The 20,342-nt window shown below is 68.3% G+C and carries 15 protein-coding genes and 5 pseudogenes; 2 read left to right on the top strand and 18 right to left on the bottom strand.

The window, feature by feature from the left end; translation table 11 throughout:
- The 4 genes and pseudogenes from RGU41_RS07760 to RGU41_RS07775 all read right to left on the bottom strand — a co-directional run bounded on the left by RGU41_RS07760 (position 1) and on the right by RGU41_RS07775 (position 3,110).
- A complete protein-coding gene (locus RGU41_RS07760) occupies positions 1-738 on the bottom strand; it encodes an ABC transporter permease (protein ID WP_134446077.1) in 738 nt (245 codons plus the stop codon).
- Positions 735-1,433: an ABC transporter permease gene (locus RGU41_RS07765; protein WP_134446078.1), complete on the bottom strand. Its 699-nt coding sequence runs from the start codon at positions 1,431-1,433 to the stop codon at positions 735-737. Before RGU41_RS07765 ends, RGU41_RS07760 begins: the two co-directional genes overlap by 4 nt.
- Positions 1,430-2,322 (bottom strand): annotated as a pseudogene (locus tag RGU41_RS07770) (ABC transporter ATP-binding protein). Before RGU41_RS07770 ends, RGU41_RS07765 begins: the two are co-directional and overlap by 4 nt.
- An 86-nt stretch (positions 2,323-2,408) precedes the next feature.
- The gene (locus RGU41_RS07775; protein ID WP_241975252.1) at positions 2,409-3,110 is read right to left on the bottom strand and encodes a TetR/AcrR family transcriptional regulator; all 702 of its coding nucleotides are present in this window, start codon (positions 3,108-3,110) and stop codon (positions 2,409-2,411) included.
- A gap of 167 nt (positions 3,111-3,277) precedes the next feature.
- On the opposite strand from RGU41_RS07775, the pseudogene RGU41_RS20790 reads away from it, so the two are divergent.
- Positions 3,278-4,323, top strand: a pseudogene (locus RGU41_RS20790) (App1 family protein).
- Between the two features lie 55 nt (positions 4,324-4,378).
- On the opposite strand, the pseudogene RGU41_RS07790 reads toward RGU41_RS20790, so the two are convergent.
- From RGU41_RS07790 to hisD, 3 genes and pseudogenes are all read right to left on the bottom strand, one after another.
- A pseudogene (locus RGU41_RS07790) lies at positions 4,379-5,406 on the bottom strand (quinone-dependent dihydroorotate dehydrogenase).
- A gap of 3 nt (positions 5,407-5,409) precedes the next feature.
- Positions 5,410-5,900 (bottom strand): annotated as a pseudogene (nrdR, locus tag RGU41_RS07795) (transcriptional regulator NrdR).
- Positions 5,901-6,070: 170 nt separating this feature from the next.
- Positions 6,071-7,375, bottom strand: coding sequence for a histidinol dehydrogenase (gene hisD / locus RGU41_RS07800; protein WP_322135932.1), 1,305 nt, complete (start codon positions 7,373-7,375; stop codon positions 6,071-6,073).
- Positions 7,376-7,448: 73 nt separating this feature from the next.
- On the opposite strand from hisD, the gene RGU41_RS07805 reads away from it, so the two are divergent.
- Positions 7,449-8,003, top strand: coding sequence for a flavin reductase family protein (locus RGU41_RS07805; protein ID WP_322135933.1), 555 nt, complete (start codon positions 7,449-7,451; stop codon positions 8,001-8,003).
- Positions 8,004-8,030: 27 nt separating this feature from the next.
- Here the strand turns inward: RGU41_RS07805 and RGU41_RS07810 are convergent, their stop codons facing one another.
- From RGU41_RS07810 to murC, 11 genes and pseudogenes are all read right to left on the bottom strand, one after another.
- On the bottom strand, positions 8,031-8,819 hold the full coding sequence (locus tag RGU41_RS07810; protein WP_134446085.1) for a lysophospholipid acyltransferase family protein: 789 nt from the start codon (positions 8,817-8,819) through the stop codon (positions 8,031-8,033).
- 85 nt (positions 8,820-8,904) lie between these two features.
- Positions 8,905-12,372 carry a DNA polymerase III subunit alpha gene (dnaE, locus tag RGU41_RS07815; RefSeq protein WP_416172975.1) on the bottom strand — a complete coding sequence of 1,156 codons (3,468 nt, stop codon included), beginning with the start codon at positions 12,370-12,372 and terminating at the stop codon, positions 8,905-8,907.
- 107 nt (positions 12,373-12,479) lie between these two features.
- Positions 12,480-13,400: an RluA family pseudouridine synthase gene (locus RGU41_RS07820; RefSeq protein WP_134446087.1), complete on the bottom strand. Its 921-nt coding sequence runs from the start codon at positions 13,398-13,400 to the stop codon at positions 12,480-12,482.
- An 8-nt stretch (positions 13,401-13,408) separates the two neighbouring features.
- On the bottom strand, positions 13,409-14,035 hold the full coding sequence (lspA, locus tag RGU41_RS07825; protein WP_322135935.1) for a signal peptidase II: 627 nt from the start codon (positions 14,033-14,035) through the stop codon (positions 13,409-13,411).
- Positions 14,025-14,651 (bottom strand): DivIVA domain-containing protein, encoded by a 627-nt coding sequence (locus RGU41_RS07830; protein ID WP_134446089.1) that lies wholly within the window; start codon positions 14,649-14,651, stop codon positions 14,025-14,027. The genes lspA and RGU41_RS07830 overlap by 11 nt, the downstream gene beginning before the upstream one ends.
- Before the next feature lie 138 nt (positions 14,652-14,789).
- Positions 14,790-15,086 (bottom strand): YggT family protein, encoded by a 297-nt coding sequence (locus RGU41_RS07835; RefSeq protein WP_134446090.1) that lies wholly within the window; start codon positions 15,084-15,086, stop codon positions 14,790-14,792.
- 8 nt (positions 15,087-15,094) lie between these two features.
- A complete protein-coding gene (locus RGU41_RS07840) occupies positions 15,095-15,631 on the bottom strand; it encodes a cell division protein SepF (RefSeq protein ID WP_134446091.1) in 537 nt (178 codons plus the stop codon).
- A 35-nt stretch (positions 15,632-15,666) separates the two neighbouring features.
- Complete coding sequence (locus RGU41_RS07845; RefSeq protein WP_322135936.1) at positions 15,667-16,359, bottom strand: YggS family pyridoxal phosphate-dependent enzyme; 693 nt, start codon at positions 16,357-16,359, stop codon at positions 15,667-15,669.
- Between the two features lie 7 nt (positions 16,360-16,366).
- Positions 16,367-17,467 (bottom strand): annotated as a pseudogene (gene ftsZ / locus RGU41_RS07850) (cell division protein FtsZ).
- Between the two features lie 233 nt (positions 17,468-17,700).
- Positions 17,701-18,903 (bottom strand): FtsQ-type POTRA domain-containing protein, encoded by a 1,203-nt coding sequence (locus RGU41_RS07855; RefSeq protein ID WP_322135937.1) that lies wholly within the window; start codon positions 18,901-18,903, stop codon positions 17,701-17,703.
- A 9-nt stretch (positions 18,904-18,912) separates the two neighbouring features.
- The gene (gene murC, locus RGU41_RS07860; protein WP_134446094.1) at positions 18,913-20,319 is read right to left on the bottom strand and encodes a UDP-N-acetylmuramate--L-alanine ligase; all 1,407 of its coding nucleotides are present in this window, start codon (positions 20,317-20,319) and stop codon (positions 18,913-18,915) included.
- Between the last annotated feature and the right edge of the window lie 23 nt (positions 20,320-20,342).

Genomic DNA, 20,342 nt, shown 5'->3' on the forward strand with positions numbered 1-20,342 from the left:
TCAGATTCCTTTCGTGATGGCGGGTTCCATCCCCGGGCGACGTCGGGTCGACGCCTTCCGGTCGACTGGGGGGCGTCCGACTGCGACGCCGCGGGGTACGACGAGTTTCTGGAGACCGGCGAACAGGCCCTCGAGAACGAGGGCGAGCAGGATCACCAGGATCGACCCGCCGAGCATCTGGGCGTAATCGTTGGTTTTGAGCCCCGCGAAGAGGAACCGGCCGAGCCCGAAGTCGGCGACGTATGCGGCAAGGGTGGCCGTTGCGACGACCTGCAGGGTCGCCGACCGCAGCCCGCCGATGAGCAAGGGCAGTCCGAGGGGTATCTCAACGTGGCGCACGATCTGAAGCTCCGTCATGCCGACGGCCCTCGCCGCGTCGATCGTCGCGCGGTTGACCGCCTCGAACCCGGTGTATGCGCCGGCGAGAATGGGCGGGATCGCGAGCACGGTCAGGGCAACGTATGGGGCGCCGAGCCCGATGCCGATCCAGAGGGCGACGAGGGTGAGCAGGCCGAGGGTGGGGATGGCGCGCAACCCGCCGGAGGTCGCGACGGCGATCCCCCGTCCGCGCCCGGTGTGCCCGATCAGGAATCCGACCGGGATGGCGATGACAGAGGCGAGCACGAGGGTCACCACCGTGAAGAGGAGCTGCTCGCCGAGCCGGGCCGGGATCCCGGTCGGCCCGGGATAGTGCGCCGGGTCGAGGAGCCAGGCGACCGCATCCGTGAAGTAATTCATGCGACACTCCGAACGACGGGCATGGGTCCGAGCACCGCAGCGGGTGCCGGGCGGATGCGCCGGGTCCGGCGGGTCCACGGCATCAGCACCCGGCCGAGCAGCACGACAGCCCCGTCAAGCACGAGGGCGAGCAGGACGGTCGCCACGATGCCGGTGATGATCTCGACCTGGATGCCGCGCTGGAAACCGTCGGTGAACAGGCTGCCGAGGCTCTTTGCTCCGATCACGGCGCCGACGGTCGCGAGGCTCACGGTGCTGACGGCGACGACGCGCACCCCGGCGAGGAGCACGGGGCCGGCGAGCGGGAGTTCGACGAGCCAGAACCTGCTCCACGCCGAGAAACCGACCGCGGTGGCCGACTGCCGCACGTCGGGGTCGACGGACGCGAGTCCGTCGGCGACGACACGCACCATGAGCGCGAGCCCGTAGAGGGTGAGTGCGGCGATCAGGTTCGCCGGCGAGCGGAGGCTCGTTCCGATGATCACCGGCAGGATGAACAGGAGCGGCAGGGACGGAATGGCGTAGAACAGGCCGGCGATCGACAGGATCGCCCCGCGGGTCGGCCGGTACCGGTTGGCCAGCCAGCCGAGCGGGAGCGCGAACACGAAACTCAGCAGGATCGGCGGCAGGCTCAGCACGATGTGGTCGAGGGTGCGGAGCCAGACCAGGTCGAGGTTCGACCAGAGCCACGTCACCGGGGCGGGCCTTCCGTCGGTACGATGTGCGGGACGTCTGACCGGGCCCCGCCGGACGGGCCAGCGCCGGAGCGCTGGCCGACGAGAACGCCAGCGGGTCGCCCGTCCGAGTCGACGAGCACGTCCGAGCCGTCCTGGCTCTCGACGTGCAGGGCGCGCTTTCCCCGGTCGGCACCGACGAAGCTCGCGACGAAGTCGTCGGCCGGGTTGGCGAGGATCTCGGCCGGGGTGCCGAGCTGGGCGATCCGGCCGCCCTCCCGCAGGATGGCGATCTGGTCGCCGAGCAGGAACGCCTCGTCGATGTCGTGCGTCACGAACACGACGGTCTTGCCGAGCTCGTGCTGCAGCCGGATGAGCTCCTGCTGCAGCTCCGCGCGCACGATCGGATCGAGCGGCGCCGAAGGGCTCGTCCAGCAGGAGGATATTGGGATCGACGGCGAGGCCGCGGGCAATCGCTGACCCGCTGTTGCTGGCCGCCGGACAGCTGGCTCGGGTACCGGTCGGCGATGGCGCGGTCGAGCCCGACGGTGTCCAGCAGGCGCAGCGCATCCGCCCGCGCCGTCCTGCGCGGCACACCACGCAGAAGGGGCACGGTCGCGACGTTGTCGACGACGGTGCGGTGCGGGAGCAGTCCCGAATTCTGCATCACGTAGCCGATGCTGCGCCGCAGCTTCACGGGTTCGAGGGACGCGACGGAGACGCCGTCGATCTCGATCGTGCCGGACGTCGGATCGACCATGCGGTTGATCATCCGCAGCAGGGTGGTCTTCCCGGAGCCGGAGGATCCGACGAGCACGGTCGTGCGGTGCGAGGGAACCGTGAGGCTGAAGTCGTCGACCGCAAGGGTGCCGTCCGGGAATTCTTTCGTCACCGATCGGAACTCAATCATGGAAGTGGCCCATTCCTCGCTTGATGTCGAATCAACACGTGCCAGCGATCTCCCACCCAATCAGGAAAGCCGCCGGATGCCAAGCTCTACTCAGCAGATTCCAAGACTGGGACTGCTGCACCGTCCTGCTCGAGTTCCTCGCCGTAGTAGCCCGCCAGGTATACCGCGATGACCCGCCTCGCCTCCGCGATGTATCGCTCGTCGCCCAGGACGTTGGACTGGAACCCTCTCGACAGGACCGCTGCGGCCATCTCGACCATGACCTCAAGCCGGAACAGCAGATCCGGCCCGTACGGGAGGCCGAACCGCTCGGAGAGAGCGATTGCGAGCTGGCCGGCCAGGAAGCCGACCTCGATCCCGTCGGCCGGGCTCGCCGAGCTGATCGGAAGCCGTTCCCTGTCGGCGAAGTGCATGATGCGGAAGCCCGGTTCGGTCCGGTACATCTCGACGAAGGCCGTGATGGCGCAGTCGATGGTCTCCCAGGCGGTCTTCGGGTCTGCAAGCTTGATTTCCCTGGCGACGCGGAGTCGATATCGCTGAATGGCCCGCTCACGCAGGGCATGCAGTACTGCGACCCGGTCCGGGTAGTAGCGGTACACGGTTCCGATCGATGCCCCCGCGCGTTCAGCCACCATCGCGGTCGTGATCCGGTCGAAGCCGACCTCGTCGACGACGACGGCAGCGGCATCGAGCAGGCCGGACAGGCGTGCCGTGCTGCGCTGCTGGATGGGTTCGATCCGGACCTGTGCGCCGGCCTCAACGATGTCCCCCTCGAAAAGGTCACTCACTGACACTTGTCCTCCTTGAAGTAGGACCCAATCCTACGGGTCTTGTCCCCCCGGCGATGCCAAACGGGTCGCGGCACGACTGGATCCTCCCGAAAGGGGCGGCACATGACAAACTAGGAGGCGTGCCGAAGCCTTCCAGAACAACGAATGCGGGCCGACCTGCGAAAATGATGCATCGCGCAGCCCGGATCGAAGACTGGATGCACGAACGTCGCGAGCGTAGCGCCCGCAAACGCGGTTATCTGCCCACGGTCATCCCGTACGCGGGATACGGAAGCACCGAATGGGTGCGGATTCTCTGCCGGGTTCTGCTGGCCAAGCCGGCTCGGACCAAGAAGGCCGTCACGCGCAGACGCTGGCGAGCCGAACGGCGCGAGGCCGGCATCCGCGGTTGGCGCAGTTTCACCGCGGTTCCCGTGCACGACGTCACCGTCACGATCGAGATCAACGGCTTCAGCCACCGCGTGAGCGCCGACCGCGGCGGCGTCGTCGACACGGTCATCCGGCTGCCGCTCACGCCGGGCTGGCAGGTCGCCCGACTCAGCACGGATGCCTCGGCACCCGTCGATGCGCCGCTCTTCATCGTCGCTCCGCTCGTCGATCGCGGCATCATCTCCGACGTCGACGACACGGTGATGGTCACGACCCTCCCCGGCCGTTGCTCGCCGCCTGGAACACGTTCGTGCTCGACGAACACGCGAGGGTGCCCACCCCCGGCATGGCCGTACTCCTGGACCGTCTCACCGCGGCGGCGCCGGGGTCCCCGGTGATCTACCTGTCGACGGGCGCCTGGAATGTCGCGCCGACCCTGACCCGGTTCCTCTCCCGTAACCTCTACCCCGCCGGCGCGTTGCTGCTCACCGACTGGGGCCCCACCCACGACCGGTGGTTCCGCAGCGGCACCGACCACAAGCGCGCCAACCTGCGTCGCCTGGCCCTGGAGTTTCCCGGGATCCGCTGGATCCTGGTCGGGGACGATGGCCAGCACGACGAGGACATCTACAGCGAGTTCCAGCGCGAGTTCCCCGGCAGCGTCGAGGCCGTCGCCATTCGCGAGCTCTCCCCGAGCGAGGCGGTTCTCGCCGGACGACGGGCAAAGGATGCCGCCCTCGAGTCCACGGACCCCCGCTGGGTCTACGGGCCGGACGGTGCGAGCCTCGCCAGGCAACTCGTAGCGCTCGGAGTCCTCGCGCCGGGCGCACCGCTCATCTGAGCGATCGGCGGATGCCCGCGCACCTCGCACCGGCCGCTGACGTCAGGCGGGGAGGTTACGCGCGGAGCCGGTCGAGGCCGCGGTTGACCTGGCGCGCCCAGAGCGGGCCACGGTACAGGAACGCCGTGTAGCCCTGGACGAGGGTCGCCCCGGCATCGAGCCGCTCGGCGACGTCGGCGGCGGTGTCGATTCCTCCGACGGAAATCACGCAGAGGCCGGCGGGAACGCTCGCGCGGATCAGGCGCAGTACCGCGAGCGAGCGGGCCCGGAGTGGGGCCCCCGACAGGCCGCCGGCTCCGATGGCCTCGATCCTGGCGGCATCCGTCGAGAGACCCTCGCGTGAAATGGTCGTGTTGGTCGCGATGATGCCGTCGAGGCCGAGCCGCACGACGAGTTCGGCGATGCGGGTGACTTCCTCGTCGCGAAGGTCAGGGGCGATCTTGACGAGCAGGGGGTGCTCCCGGACGCCGCCCGGACGGCGGTGAGAAGCGGGGCCAGCTGGTCGAGTTCCTGCAGGCCGCGGAGGCCGGGGGTGTTCGGCGAGCTCACGTTGACGACGAGGTAGTCGGCGAGGGGCGCGAGGGCCCTGGCGCTCACGAGATAGTCGCTCGTGGCGTCGTCCACCGCGGTCGCGCGGCTCTTGCCGATGTTGATGCCGAGCACCGGCCGTCCAGCGATCGAACCCACCCGGGCGAGGCGCACTGCTGCCGCTGCAGCGCCCTGGTTGTTGAAGCCCATCCTGTTGATCACGGCGCGGTCGGGGACCAGCCGGAACAGCCGCGGTTTCGGGTTTCCCGGCTGCGGCAGCGCCGTGATCGTGCCGACCTCGACGTGGCCGAAACCGAGGCGGCCCAGGCCGATCACGGCGAGGCCGTCCTTGTCGAAGCCTGCGGCGACGCCGAACGGGGAATCGAAGCGCAAGCCGAGGGTGTGCACGGCCTGGTCGGTTCTCGGCCGGGTGAACGCATGGACAAGCCGCCCGATGCCCCGGCTCGGAATGAGACGGATCACCGTGAAGGCGAGGTGGTGTGCGCGCTCGGGGTCGAGCCGCGCGAGCACGTGCCGGAAGAAGAAGGGGTACACCGGCTACAGTTCGGGCTCGTCGCCGAGGGCCCCGTTGCGGAGACTCTCCTCGTGTTCACTGCGGAGCTGGTCGATGGCGCTCTCGAAGTCTTCGAGGGAGTCGAACGCGCGGTACACACTCGCGAAGCGGAGGTAGGCGACCTCGTCGAGTTCACGCAGCGGCGGCAGATCGCGAGGCCGACGTCGTTCGCGGCGACCTGGGAGGCACCCGTCTGGCGGATGGTCTCCTCGACGCGCTGGGCGAGGAGGGCGAGGTCGGAGTCCGTCACCGGCCGCCCCTGGCAGGCCTTGCGGACACCGGTGACGATCTTGTCCCTGCTGAACGGTTCGACGACGCCGCTGCGCTTGACGATGTTGAGGCTCGCGGTCTCCGTCGTGCTGAACCGGCGACCGCATTCGGGGCACTGGCGACGGCGACGGATGGAAAGTCCGTCGTCGCTCGTGCGCGAGTCGATGACTCGGGAGTCCGGGTGGCGGCAGAACGGGCAGAACATTGTGCTGCCAGCCTAGCGCCCCTTTCCGGGGGATTCGCCGTCGCCCGGGCGCGTCGCGCCACACCCTCGCCCCGACGCCCTGACCGATTCGACGGGCGCTCGGTCTGAAACACCCCGGAACGGCACTCCCCCGTGGCTTCCGGACACAATCTCCGTCGAATCGGTTCGGGTCAGGCGAAGCGGGCGGTCACGGCCGCGCCGTGCGCGGGGAGATCCTCGGCGTCCGACAGCGCCGCGATATTGGCGGCGACACCGCGGAGTGCGTCCCTGCTGTACTCGACGACCTGCTGCGGGCGGAGGAACGTGTACGCCCCGAGGCCGGACGAGAACCGGGCCTGGCCGCCGGTCGGCAACACGTGGTTGGAGCCCGCTGAGTAGTCGCCGAGGCTCACCGGTGAGTTCGGGCCGAGGAAGATGGCCCCGGCGTTCTCGATGAGCGCGAGTTCGACGTGCGGGTCCCTGGTCTGGATCTCGAGGTGCTCCGGCCCGAAGGCGTTGCTGAATGCGGCGGCGGCGGCGAGGTCGTCGACGAGCACGATCGCGGACTGGGTTCCGGAGAGCGAGGCGGTCACCCGCTCACCGTGAGGGGTTGTCACCGCGAGCACGGCGAGTCGCGCGGTGACGGCATCCGCGAGCTCGACCGAATCGGTGACGAGCACGGCGGCCGCGAGTTCGTCGTGCTCGGCCTGGCTGACCAGGTCGGCCGCGACGAGGAGCGGGTCTGCGCCGGAGTCGGCGATCACGAGGATGTCGGTGGGGCCGGCTTCCGCGTCGATGCCGGTGACGCCTCGGACGAGCCGCTTGGCGGCGGCGACGTAGACGTTGCCGGGGCCGGTGACGAGCTGGACGGGGTCGAGGCCGAGGCTCGGCACCCCGTATGCGAACGCGCCGACAGCGCCGGCGCCGCCCATGGCGTAGATCTCGGTGACGCCGAGGAGCCCGGCGACGGCGAGGATGGTCGGGTGCACGCGTCCGCCGAACGCCTGCTGCGGCGGTGAGGCGAGCGCGATCGAGCTGACCCCGGCGACCTGCGCGGGCACGACGTTCATCACGACGCTCGAAGGGTAGACGGCCTTGCCGCCCGGCACGTAGAGGCCCACGCGACGGATAGGCTGCCACCGCTGGGTGATCACGGCTCCTTCGTCGATGGTCGTGGTCACGTGCGGCGGCACCTGGGCCTCGCTCGCGAGCCTGACCCGCCGGATGGTCTCCTCGATGGCGATGCGCACTTCGGGCGAGAGCCCGGCCAGGGCGTCGGCGATGTCGCCGGCCGGGACCCGGAGCGCGTCAGGGCGCACCCGGTCGAGCCGTTCGGCCTGGTCGTAGAGCGCCGCCTCGCCGCGCGCGCGGACGTCGGAGATGAGCTCGGCGGCCACGGCGCTCGCGGCGGTCACATCGGTGACGGCGCGCGGAATCGTGGCGAGCAGTTCGGCCGGCGTCGGCCGGGTGCCTCGTAGGTCAAGTCTCTGGATCATGTCTGACCAGCCTAGCCACCAACATCCATCACACGGGAATAGGGTGGCCTTCACAGACCTTGGGGCAAGTGACATGAACGAACTGAACGACATCCGCGAAACACCGACCGTTCCCCGGCTCGAGGGAGATCCGAACGCCCCTCTCGACCTCGCCGCGTTCAAGCAGGCGTTCCGGCGCCACGCCGCCGGTGTCGCGTGCGTGACGGCGCGCCAGACCGACGGAACCCCCGTCGGCTTCACGGCGACCTCACTTGCCTCGCTGTCGTCCGTGCCGCCGCTCGCGACCTTCAACATGGCCAGGACGGCAAGCTCCTGGCCGGCGATCGCCGAGACGGACCGCGTCGTCATCCACACCCTTGGCGCACGCAATCGCGCCCTCGCCGAGCGGATGAGCGGGCCGAACGCCCTGCGCTTCGCCGGTGACCACTGGCATGAGGGTCCGCACGGCCTGTTGGTGCTGAACGACGTGACGAGCTGGATGGTCGGCCACATCATCGAGCGGGTCTCTGTGCACAACGGCGCCGTGATCGTCGTCCAGATCGAGGAGGGCGGCCTCGGCGACGAAGACGAGGCGTTGCTCTACCACGAGCGGATGTACCGGGTGCCCGGACCGGAAGCGGCGCTCTGAGCCGAGGCGAACGACCCGTTGGCCGGGTCAGGCGTCGTCGCGTGTCGCGGCAGTGCGCTTGAGCGCGCGGAGTCGCTGGCGTTCTGCCTCGACGACCGCAGCCTCCTCCGGGGTCGGAGCCGCGCCGCCGAGATGGCGCGGCTGCCACCACTGGCCGGAACCGTCGACGGGATACCCGGCCTGGAGTTCGTCGACCATGGCCTGGAGGGTGTCGTGGAGCTGCGCGGTGAGCTCCTGGGCGTCGACGGCGGGGTCGAGCTCGAACGGCGCTCCCACGGAGAAGCGGATCGGCACCCGGTACGCCTCCCGCAGGGTGGGCTTGTGGTTCTTCGTCAGCAGCCGGTGGCCGCCCCAGACCGCGACAGGGATCACCGGGACGCCGGCCTCCCTCGCCATCCGGACCGCGCCGGACTTGAGCTCGCGCACGGTGAAGGAGGCGTTGACCCCGCCTTCCGGGAACACCCCGAGGAGTTCACCCGCGCGCAGGGCGGCCACGGCCTCGCCGTATGCTGCGGCCCCCGCCTGCATGTCGACGCTGATGTGGTGCATACCGCGCAGCAGCCAGCCGACGACGGGCTTGTCGAAGGCGCCCTTCTTGGCCATGAAGCGGATGTGCCTGCGGTTGTGCAGCCAGGCCTGCCATTCGACGAGGGCGAAGTCGGCATAGCCGAAGTGCGTGATCGCCAGGACGGCTCCCCCGGTATCGGGGAGGTTCTCGAAGCCGGTCGCCGCAGCCTTGAGCCGGAAGACCCCGAAGATGGCCCGGCCGGCCACGATGGCCGGGGTGTAGAACGGTTCGCTCGTGCGACGTGTCATGGTCCAAGGCTATTCCCGGGCGCATAGCCGACGGGCTATGCGCCCGGCGCGGCGGACGCGGCCGGCTCGGCTGGGACGGCGACCTCTAGCTGAGGCAGAACGGGCCGAGCAGGCTCTTGAGCTCGCCGAACAGGTCTGCGCTGATCGTGACCTGGTACGGCAGTTCGAAGACGCGGGCCGAATCGTTCTTGATCAGCTTGAGCCGCACCTCCGAGGAGCCACGGTGCCGGATCAGCACGTCGCCGAGCGCGGTGACGGTGTCGGTCGTCGCGCGCGCCTCTGCGAGGGTGATCGCGAGGGTGCCAGAGTCGCCGGTCTGTCCGAGGTCCGGCGCGAAGAGACTGTATGCGTGGATGTTCATGCCGTCGTCCCGGAGGCTCACCCGACCGCGCACCACGACGATCGAGTCGTTGATGAGCGCGGGCGCGAACTCCTGGTACGCCTTGCCCATGAACATCACGTCGATGTCGCCGCCGAAGTCCTCGACCTGGATGATGCCGTACTGGTTGCCGCTCTTCTTGGCGATCCGGTGCTGGACGCTCGTGATGAGGCCGGCGATCGTGACGGTGTCAGCGTCCTGGGTCTGCTCGGAGGCGAGCAGGTCGGCGATGGAGGTCGAGGCGTGTTTCGCGAGCGGGATCTCCAGGCCGGCGAGCGGATGGTCGGAGACGTAGAGGCCGAGCATGTCGCGTTCGAAGGCGAGTTTCTCCTTCTTGCTCCATTCCGGACGGTCCGGGACCTGTTCGGTCTCCTGCGGGTCGTCGAAGAGGCTGTCGAAGTCGAAGCCGACCATGCCGTGTTCCTCGTCGCGCTTGATCTTCACGGCGGACTCGACGGCGCCCTCGTGGATCTCGACCATGGCCCGGCGGGTCGCTCCGAGGGAGTCGAAGGCGCCGGCCTTGACGAGGGATTCGACCGTGCGCTTGTTGGCGACCTGGATCGGCACCTTGCGGAGGAAATCGTGGAAGGACTCGAAACGGCCCTTCTCGTCGCGCGAGGCGCGGATCGCATCGACGACGTTGAAGCCGACGTTGCGCACGGCGCCGAGCCCGAAGCGGATGTCCGGACCGACGGCCGCGAAATAGCCGATGGACTCGTTGACGTCCGGCGGGAGCACCTGGATGCCCATCCGGCGGCACTCGTTGAGATAGAGCGCGAGCTTGTCGCGGGAGTCGCCGACGCTCGTCAGCAGGGCCGCCATGTACTCGGCCGGGTAGTGCGCCTTGAGGTAGGCGGTCCAGTAGCTGACCACGCCGTACGCCGCGGAGTGCGCCTTGTTGAAGGCGTAGTCGGAGAACGGCAACAGGATGTCCCAGACGGTCTTCACCGCCTCCATGGAGTACCCGTTGGTCTTCATCCCGGCGGAGAACCCGGCGAATTGCTTGTCGAGCTCCGATTTCTTCTTCTTGCCCATGGCCCGGCGCAGCAGGTCGGCCTGGCCGAGCGAGAAGCCGGCGAGCTTCTGCGCGATCGACATGACCTGTTCCTGGTACACGATCAGGCCGTATGTGGTGCCGATGACGTCCTTGAGGGCTTCCTCGAGTTCGGGGTGGATCGGCACGATCTCCTGCTGCCCGGTCTTCCGCAGCGCGTAGTTGGTGTGCGAGTTCGCGCCCATGGGCCCCGGCCGGTAGAGCGCGATGACGGCGGAGATGTCCTCGAAGTTGTCGGGTTTCATCAGGCGGAGCAGTGCGCGCATCGGGCCACCGTCGAGCTGGAAGACGCCGAGGGTGTCACCGCGGGCGAGCAGCTCGTATGCGATGGGGTCGTCGAGGCCGAGGTCCTCGAGCACGGGCCGGTGGCCGCGGTTGACGGCGATGTTGTCGAGGGCGTCGTCGATGATCGTGAGGTTGCGGAGCCCGAGGAAGTCCATCTTGATCAGTCCGAGGGACTCGCACGCCGGGTAGTCGAACTGGGTGACGATCTGGCCGTCGGCCTCGCGCTTCATCACGGGCACGATGTCGATCAGCGGGTCTGACGACATGATCACGCCGGCCGCGTGCACGCCCCACTGGCGTTTCAGGTTCTCGAGGCCGAGCGCGGTGTCGAAGACCGTGCGGGCCTCGGCATCCGTCTCGATGATCGCGCGGAAGTCGACGGCCTCGCGGTAGCGCGGGTGGTCCTTGTCGAACATGCCGGTGAGCGGCATGTCCTTGCCCATGATCGGCTGCGGCATGGCCTTGGTGAGCTTGTCGCCCATCCCGAACGGGAAGCCGAGTACCCGGCTGGAGTCTTTCAGGGCCTGCTTGGCCTTGATGGTGCCGTAGGTGACGATCTGGGCGACGCGCTCGGAGCCGTACTTCTCGGTGACGTAGTGGATGACCTCGCCGCGGCGACGATCGTCGAAGTCGACGTCGAAGTCAGGCATGGAGACGCGGTCCGGGTTGAGGAACCGCTCGAAGATCAGGCCGTGCACGAGCGGGTCGAGGTCGGTGATGCCCATCGCGTACGCGACCATCGACCCGGCTCCCGATCCGCGCCCTGGGCCGACCCGGATGCCGTTCGTCTTGGACCACATGATGAAGTCCGCGACGACGAGGAAGTAGCCGGGGAAGCCCATCTGGGCGATGATGCCGACCTCGTAGTCTGCCCGGGTGCGCACCTCGGCGGGAATGCCGTTCGGGTACCGGCGGGCCAGGCCGAGCTCGGTCTCCTTGACGAACCAGCTTTCCTCGTTCTCACCCTCCGGGGTCGGGAAGCGCGGCATGTAGTTGGCCTGGGTGTCGAACTTCACCTCGCAGCGCTCGGCGATCAGGAGCGTGTTGTCGCAGGCTTCCGGGTTGTCGCGGAAGAGGTGCCGCATCTGGGCCGCGGTCTTGAGGTAGAACTCGTCTGAGTCGAACTTGAACCGGTTCGGGTCGTCGAGGGTCGACGCCGACTGCACGCACAGCAGGGCGGCGTGCGCCGTCGCATCGTGGGCGTGCGTGTAGTGCAGGTCGTTCGTGGCGACGAGCGGGAGGTTGAGCTCCTTGGCGAGGCGGAGCAGCTCGCTCATGGTGCGGCGCTCGATGTCGATGCCGTGGTCCATGATCTCGCAGAAGTAGTTCTCCGGTCCGAAGATGTCCCTCAGCTCCCCCGCAGCCTTCTTCGCCTCGTCGTACTGGCCGAGACGGAGGCGGGTCTGCACTTCGCCGCCGACGCAGCCGGTCGTGCCGATCAGGCCGTTCGAGAACTCGCTCAGCAGCTCGCGGTCCATGCGGGGCTTGAAGTAGTAGCCCTCGAGTGAGGCCTTCGTCGAGAGCCGGAAGAGGTTGTGCATGCCCGCGGTGTTCTCGGCGAGCAGCGTCATGTGCGTGTACGCGCCGCTGCCGCCGACATCGTCGCGGTTCTGGCCGCTCGTGCCCCATTTGACCCTGGTCTTGTCCCGCCGGTCGGTGCCGGGGGTGATGTAGGCCTCAGTACCGATGATGGGCTTTATGCCGGCGTCCGTCGCGGACTTCCAGAAGTCGAACGCGCCGAACATGTTGCCGTGGTCTGTGATGGCGACCGCGGGCATTCCCTGTTCGACGGCCTCTTTGATCAGCGGTTTGACCCGCGCGGCTCCGTCGAGCATGGAGTATTCGCTGTGCACATGCAGGTGCACGAAAGAATCATTCGATCCGTTCGCGCTAGTGGTATTCGACACGGATGCTCCGGTAGATGGTGTGTGGTGTTCCTGGCCTAGACATCCCTGAGCACGGTCAGGGCATGCTCGAGGTCCGCGGGGTATTCGGCGGAGAAGGTGACCCATTCCCGGGATTCCGGGTGGAAGAACGCAAGCTGTTTGGCGATCAGCCACTGCCGGGTGAGTCCCAGCCTGGCCGTGATCGAGGGGTCTGCACCGTACATGGCGTCGCCGACGCACGGATGCCGCTGGGCGGCCATGTGTACCCGGATCTGGTGGGTGCGTCCCGTCTCCAGGTGCACTTCGAGCAGGGACGCCGAGGGGAAGGCCTCGAGGGTCTCGTAGTGGGTGACCGAGTCTTTGCCGCCGGCGATGACCGCGAATTTCCAGTCGGAGCGCGGGTGCCTGCCGATGGGCGCGTCGATCGTGCCTGCACTCGGGTCGGGATGGCCCTGCACGACGGCATGGTAGATCTTCTCGACCTCGCGGTCGTGGAAGGCCTTCTTGAGGGCGACGTACGCCGTCTCCGACTTCGCGACGACCATGAGTCCGCTCGTGCCCACGTCGAGGCGATGCACGATGCCCGCGCGCTCCGAGGCCCCAGAGGTCGCGATCCGGTAGCCGCCGGCGGAGAGCGCGCCGAGAACCGTCGGGCCCGTCCAGCCGACGCTCGGGTGGGCCGCGACACCTGAGGGCTTGTTCACGACGACGATGCTCTCGTCGTCGTAGACGATCGTGAGGTCTGGGACCTCGATCGGAACGATTTCGAGAGCGTCCTTCGGTTGCCAGTTCACCTCGAGCCAGCTTCCCGCGTGCAGGCGGTCGGACTTGCCGACCACGACGCCGTCGATCGCGACACCGCCTGCCTCGGCGACCTCTGCGGCGAAGCTGCGGGAGAAACCGAGGAGTTTGGCGATGCCGGCGTCGACGCGAACGCCGGCGAGGCCGTCCGGAAGGGGGAGGGAGCGGGTTTCCATGGGGGGAATCAGGGTGCTAACTGGGTGGGTGTTGCCGGGGTGCCTTCGGCGGGCAGGGGCGGTGCCGGGGTCGAGCCGGGGTCGGCCGGATCGGCATCATGGGCGGTGCCGGCCGGCTCGCGCACGGCCCTGCGTCCGTCGAGGCCGATGCCGCGGATGGTGAGGATCATGAAGATCACCATGCTCGTGACGATCGACGCGTCCGCGACGTTGTAAATGGCGGGGATCAGCCAGGGTGTCGTGATGAAGTCGACGACGTGGCCCAGGCCGAAGGACGGCTCCCGGAAAAGCCGGTCGGTGAGGTTTCCGAGCACGCCGCCGAGGAGCAGGCCGAAGACGAGCGCCCACGCCAGGGAGCGGATGCGCCCGGCGAAGATCACGATGAACACGACGACCGCCGCGGCGATGATCGTGAAGATCCACGTCATGCCGGTGGCGAGGCTGAACGCCGCGCCCGGGTTCCGGACGTAGTGCCATTGCAGCACATCCCCCAGAACCCGGACGGTACTTCCTTCGGTCAGCGAACTGACGACGAGGAACTTGGCCGTCTGGTCGAGCGCATAGACGCCCAGCGCGGCGAGGCCCAGAACGATGAGCGCGCTGGATCGCCCTTTCGTTCGGACCTTAGGAGCCAAAGCCCTGGTAGCTCGGCTTCTGCGCGCTCTCGGCGCCGACCGGTGAGGCAGCGTCGAGGTCGTGCAGCTGGCCCTCGATGTAGCTCTTCAGCTTCTGGCGGTATTCGCGCTCGAAGGTGCGGAGCCCGTCGATCTTGTTCTCGAGGACGGAGCGTTCCTTGTCCAGGATCGTGTTCTGCGCGCGCTGCTTGGCTTCGGCCTCCGCAACGAGGCGGGCCGCGGTTGCGTGACCCTCGGCGATGAGGGCGTCGCGCTTCTCGGCGCCTTCCTTGACGTGTTCCTCGTGCAGGCGGCGGGCCAGCTGCAGCAGGTTCGTGGTGCCGGCGGTCTCGTCGATCGGCTCGGCCACGGGAGCCGCTGCGGCGACGACCGCGGGAACGACGACGGGCGCGGGAACGACCTCGGGAGCCTTGACGGCTTCGACGGGGGCGACGACGGGAGTGCTTCCGGCTTCGGTGCTGACACCGGCGCGGAGCTCCTCGTTTTCGGCAGTCAGGCGGCGAAGCTCCACGACGACCTCGTCGAGGAAGTCATCCACCTCGTCCTGATCGTATCCTTCACGGAACTTGGTCGACTGGAACCGCTTGTTGACTACATCTTCCGGAGTTAGCGCCATGGCTTTCCACCCTTAAAACTCAGTTGAGAACTTTTTGTCGAACGAATAATTGACGCTACCGGACGGAGCGTGTTGCACACGCGAACCCGGGACGCCTCGATCAAGAATACATGCCGCACTCCGGAACGGACGCGAGAACTACCGGAGAGCGCCGACGACGCCCATGCCGATGATCGTGCAGAGCATGGTCAGGCTCCAGCCGAAGTCGAATGCGATCGGGCCGACCCGCAGTGGCGGCAGGATGCGCCGGAAGAATTTGACCGGTGGATCGGTGACCACGTAGATGAATTCGACCAGAACGAGCGTGATTCCCTGCGGGCGCCACGAGCGGTTGACGCTGCGGACGAGGTCGACGATGAAGCGTCCCCACATGACGAAGAAATACAACAGCAGGGCGTAGTAGATGATCCAGGCGAGCAGTGTGACGACGAACACGGCCGAGACTATGACTGCGCGAAGAAGGACGACTCCGTGTCGGACTCCTCGGCGGCGTTGTCGCCCGAGACGACGATGTGGGACGGCGAGAGCAGGAACACCTTGGCGGTGACACGTTCGATCTTGCCGTAGAGGCCCTGGGAGAGGCCACTTGCGAAGTCGATGAGCCTGCGCGCGTCGGCGTCACTCATCTGGGAGAGGTTGATGATGACCGGAATGCCCTCGCGGAAGGATTCCGCGATCAGCTGGGCATCGCGGTACTGGCGCGGGTGGACGGTGAGGATTTCATTCATTTCTGAGGCAGCCACATTCTTGGGAGTGGAGGTCTTGCGCAGCGGGGTCACCGGGGCGCGGCCATTGGTGCCGTGAGAGCCCTCGACGCGCGTCGCGGACGGGCCGGCCTGGTGCGGCGCGGCGGTCTTCGGCTGGGCGGAATTCGAGACGGCATTCTGATCGGCCGCGGGTGGGGCGACGGGCGCCTCGTACTCCAGCTCTTCGTCTGCCAGCCCCAGGTAAACCATGGTTTTCTTGAGCGGGTTGGACATCTCGACCTCCGTGTTGGTGATTCTTCGTACTCAGATTAACCGAGAGTCGGGCGATTCCCGGTGATTGCGGTGCCAATTCGAAGGTGTGTCGCCCCTTCGCGGATGGCCTCCGGATAGTCCTGCGACATGCCCATCGACAGGAATCGCGCCTCGGGCGCGGCCCTTCGGATGCCCTCCCCGAGTGACCGGACCCTGGCGAACTCCGCTGCCGGTTCCGCCCCGAGCGGGGCGACGGCCATGAGCCCGAGCAAGCCCAATCCCGGCGTGCCGAGCACGTGCTCGACGAGCGCATCGAGCCCGGAGGGATCGACGCCCCCGCGAGCGGGGTCGTCCGTGAGGTTCACCTGGATGAAGCAGTCGATGGACGAATCGGCAGAGCCGAGGGCCGTCGCGAGGGACGCCCGGTCGACGGAATGCACGACGTGAGCGTATGCGCGCACCTGCCGGGCCTTCTTGCCCTGGACCTGGCCGACGAAATGCCAGGTGAGGTCGCGGCCGGCCAGGGCGCCGGCCTTTTCCTGGGCCTCCTGGTGGCGATTCTCGCCGAAGTCGTGCACACCGAGCCGGAGGAGTTCCTCGATCATCGTGACGGGATGGAACTTGGTCACGACGATCGTCGTCACGTCCGCCGGGTCCCTGCCCGCGTCCCTGGCGGCCGAGGCGACCCGTTCGCGCACGACGTCGAGCCGCCCGGCGAGGCCGGACGGCTCAGGACGCAATTCGGTCACGATGGGTTTACTTGAGGAAGTCGGGGATGTCCAGGTCGTCGGGGTCTTCTTCGAAGGCCGGGTCGGCGACGGCCGTCCCTGCTTCTCCGGCGGACCAGGTCGCGACGCTTGCCTCTTCGGTGCCGAAGACGCTCGCAGCGCCGCCCGATGCAGCATCCGCCGTAGCGGAGACGGCGCCGGCGGCGACACCCGCGGCCACGAGGTCCGCGTGGCGCACCTCGACGGCCTTGACACCGGGTTCTCCGCCGTCGAAGCCTGCTGCGATGACCGTCACCCGGACCTCGTCACCGAGGGTGTCGTCGATGACGGCACCGAAGATGATGTTGGCTTCGGGGTGCACGGCCTCCTGGACGAGGCGGGCCGCGTCGTTGATCTCGAAGATGCCGAGGTTCGAGCCGCCCTGGATCGAGAGGAGCACTCCGTGTGCGCCGTCGATGGACGCCTCGAGCAGGGGGAGGCGACGGCGAGTTCTGCCGCCTTGATGGCGCGGTCTGCACCGCGTGAGGAGCCGATGCCCATGAGCGCGGAACCCGCGCCCTGCATGACGGACTTCACGTCGGCGAAGTCGAGGTTGATCAGACCGGGGGTCGTGATCAGTGACGGTGATGCCCTGCACGCCGGCGAGGAGGACCTGGTCGGCCGTTGCGAAGGCCTCGAGCATGCTGATGCCGCGGTCGCTGATTTCCAGCAGGCGGTCGTTCGGCACGACGATGAGCGTGTCGACCTCGTTCTTGAGGGAGGCGACACCCGCCTCGGCCTGGGCCTGGCGGCGCTTGCCCTCGAAGCCGAACGGCTTCGTGACGACGCCGATGGTGAGCGCGCCGATGGACTTCGCGATGCGGGCGACGACGGGTGCGCCGCCGGTGCCGGTGCCGCCGCCTTCGCCGGCGGTCACGAAGACCATGTCGGCTCCCGCGAGGGCTTCTTCGATTTCTTCGGCGTGGTCCTCGGCGGCACGACGGCCGACCTCGGGGTCCGCGCCGGCGCCGAGGCCACGGGTGAGGTCGCGACCGACGTCGAGCTTGACGTCGGCGTCGCTCATCAGCAGCGCCTGGGCATCGGTGTTGATGGCGATGAACTCGACGCCACGGAGGCCGAGTTCGATCATGCGGTTGACAGCGTTGACGCCGCCGCCGCCGATTCCAACAACCTTGATGACAGCGAGGTAGTTCTGGTTTGTTGTTGACACGTCCGGCCTCCGGTGGAACCCTAAACCTCTGGTCGAAGTTTAAAGTTATGCTGAGTATGCAATTCCTGATTTCGAAGGTAAGCGCCACGCATCCCCCTCCGGGGAGGCGCGCCCGCGTGTCGCGAACAACCCCGGAAAAATCACCGTGCGGATTACGCGTGGCGGGACGACTCGGTTCCCCGGCCGGCGGATGGCCCGCGGATCAGCGGAGGACGGCGCTGTCCGGAGAAGAGACGTCGTATTCCTTGACGGTGCCGACGGGGTGGCTCACGATGAGCGCGGCGAGCACGACGGCCTTGTACTCCGATCGCTCCGCACTCCCCCACACCACCCGGGCCCCACCGGTCAGGACCAGGGTCACGTCGTCGGTGGTCGCCGCCGTGACCGTGTCGAGCTGCTGGCGGACGGCATCCGGGACGGCAGCGATTGACGGCCGTCGCGGCCTGGAACCCGGCGCTGCCGACGCCGGCCCGCGCGTCGATCACGGGATAGCCGGCCAGGCGTGCAGGGCCGTTCTGGATCACGACGCCCGCGGCATCGACGAGGTTGAACCCGCCGGGGACGACGACCGTGCCGACGGGCGTCCGTTCGACGATCCGCACCACGAGGGTGTCCGGCGGCCTGCTCTCGGTCACGTAGCTCTGGATCAGCGGGAACGTACCGAGGTCCTCGCGAATCCGCGCGAAGTCCACGAGGGGCAGCGGGGTACCGAGCTGGTCGCCGAGCGCGGCGGTGACCTGGTCGGCGGAGATCCGGCTGGTCCCGACGACCTCGATCGTGCGGAGCGCCATCAGCGGCGAGTACGTCCCGATGAGAACGAACCCGAGGAGAGCGGCCACGGTACCGAGCGCGACGAGCCAGGCCGTGCGGCGGCGGCGCGAGCGCCAGGTGAAGCGGCGCACCTCCTCGCGTTCGTAACGCTTGCGTGCACGTCGGGCGGCGCGGAACTTGCGCCGGGCCGTTGCGGGGGTCAGCGCGGGCTCTGCGTCCTCCCCTGCCGTACCGGCGGTCTCCGTCTTTGCGTCAGACGCCCGCCCCTTCGGCGGCCGTGCGCCCGGTGACCGCGCCGGCACCGTCGTGATCGGCTCGGTGACGGGTTCGGCCTGCTGCGCTCCTGACGAGTGCAGAGGCGAGACGGAGGCGAGGTGCGGCTGCTCTGGCCGGCGTTTCGGGACCGTGATGGGTTCGGTGCTGGTGCCGTCGGTCGTTCCCCGGCCGCCGGCGGGAGTCGCGGTGTCCGCGGGGCGGCGCGACGAACGCTTCGTTCCCCGGCCGCCGGGTGTGGCAGCGCTGGGCGCGGCGCCGTCCCTGGTGGGCGGCTGCTCCGGCCGGTCGAAGCCCTCTGGTCGCCTCATTCCCCCGTGCTATCCCTGGGCCTGGACGCGGTCGCCGAGCGATTCGAGCAGCTGGGGGACGATCCGGTAGACGTCACCGCAGCCGAGTGTGACGACGAAGTCGCCGGGTCTGGCGATGCGCGCAACGTAGTCGGCGGCCTCCTGCCAGTCGGGCACGTAGGCGACCTTGGATGCGTCGTGGAACTTTCCGGAGACCAGGGCGCCGGTCACGCCGGGTTCGGGATCCTCGCGGGCGCCGTAGACGCCGAGCACGACCGTCTGGTCAGCGGTGCGTTCGAGGGTGTCCGCGAACTCCTGCGCGAAGAGGCGAGTGCGGCTGTACAGGTGCGGCTGGTGCACGGCGATGATGCGCCCGGTCCCGACGACGGTCCGTGCCGCGGTGAGCGCGGCCGCGACCTCCGTCGGGTGGTGGGCGTAGTCGTCGTAGACACTGACGCCGTTCACGGTGCCGTGCAGTTCGAAGCGGCGCTGGGTGCCTCCGAAGGTGGCAATGGCCGCGAGCGACGCTGCGGGGTCGCAGCCGAGTCCGACGAGCACGGCGAAGGCGCCTGCCGCGTTGATCGCGTTGTGCCTGCCGGGGATCCGCAGGGTCGCTGAGTAGTCCTGGCCCGCATACGAGACGGAGAAGCTCACGGGACCATCCGTCACGACGGAGTGCACGCGCACGGTCGCGTCGGCGGCCTCGCCGAAGGTGACGACCTTCTGGCCGGTGAGGCTCCGGGTGACCCGGACCGCGCCGGGGTCGTCTGCGGAGATCACGACGAGCTCGGTGGCTGCGTGGGAGAACTGCACGAAGGCGGCCTCGAAAGCTTCGAGGGACCCGTAGTGGTCGAGGTGGTCCGGATCGACGTTCGTCACGAGCGCGATGGCCGTGTTGTACAGCAGGAAGGACCCGTCGGATTCGTCGGCCTCGACAACGAACAGGTCATCGGTTCCCGCGCCCGCCGAGACGCCGAGGGACTCGATCACTCCGCCGTTGACGAAGCTCGGGTGCTTGCCGATGCCGAGCAGGCCCGTGACGATCATCCCGGTCGACGTGGTCTTGCCGTGTGCGCCGGCGACGGAGACGAGGCGGTGCTTCTGGATCAGCCAGGCGAGCGCCTGGGCCCGGTGCAGCACCGGGAGGCCGCGCTCGAGGGCGAGGACGTACTCGGGGTTGTCCTGCCAGAGCGCCCCGGTGACGACGAGGGAATCGGCATCCCCGACATTCTCCGCGGCGTGGCCGATGCTGATCCGCGCTCCGAGCTCGCGCAGGGCGAGCACGTTCGCGGACTCGCGCACGTCGGAGCCGGTCACGGTGTGGCCGGCCGCAAGGAAGAGCCGCGCGATGCCGCTCATTCCGGAACCGCCGATGCCGACGAAATGTACCGTTCCCAGGTCCGCAGGAATGACGAGGTTCAGGTCGGGCTTGATCACGTGGTGCCGCTCTTCTCAGTGTC

Origin of the sequence: Cryobacterium sp. 10C3 (genome assembly GCF_034314285.1) — a bacterium.
GTDB classification, from domain to species: Bacteria; Actinomycetota; Actinomycetes; order Actinomycetales; family Microbacteriaceae; genus Cryobacterium; species Cryobacterium glucosi.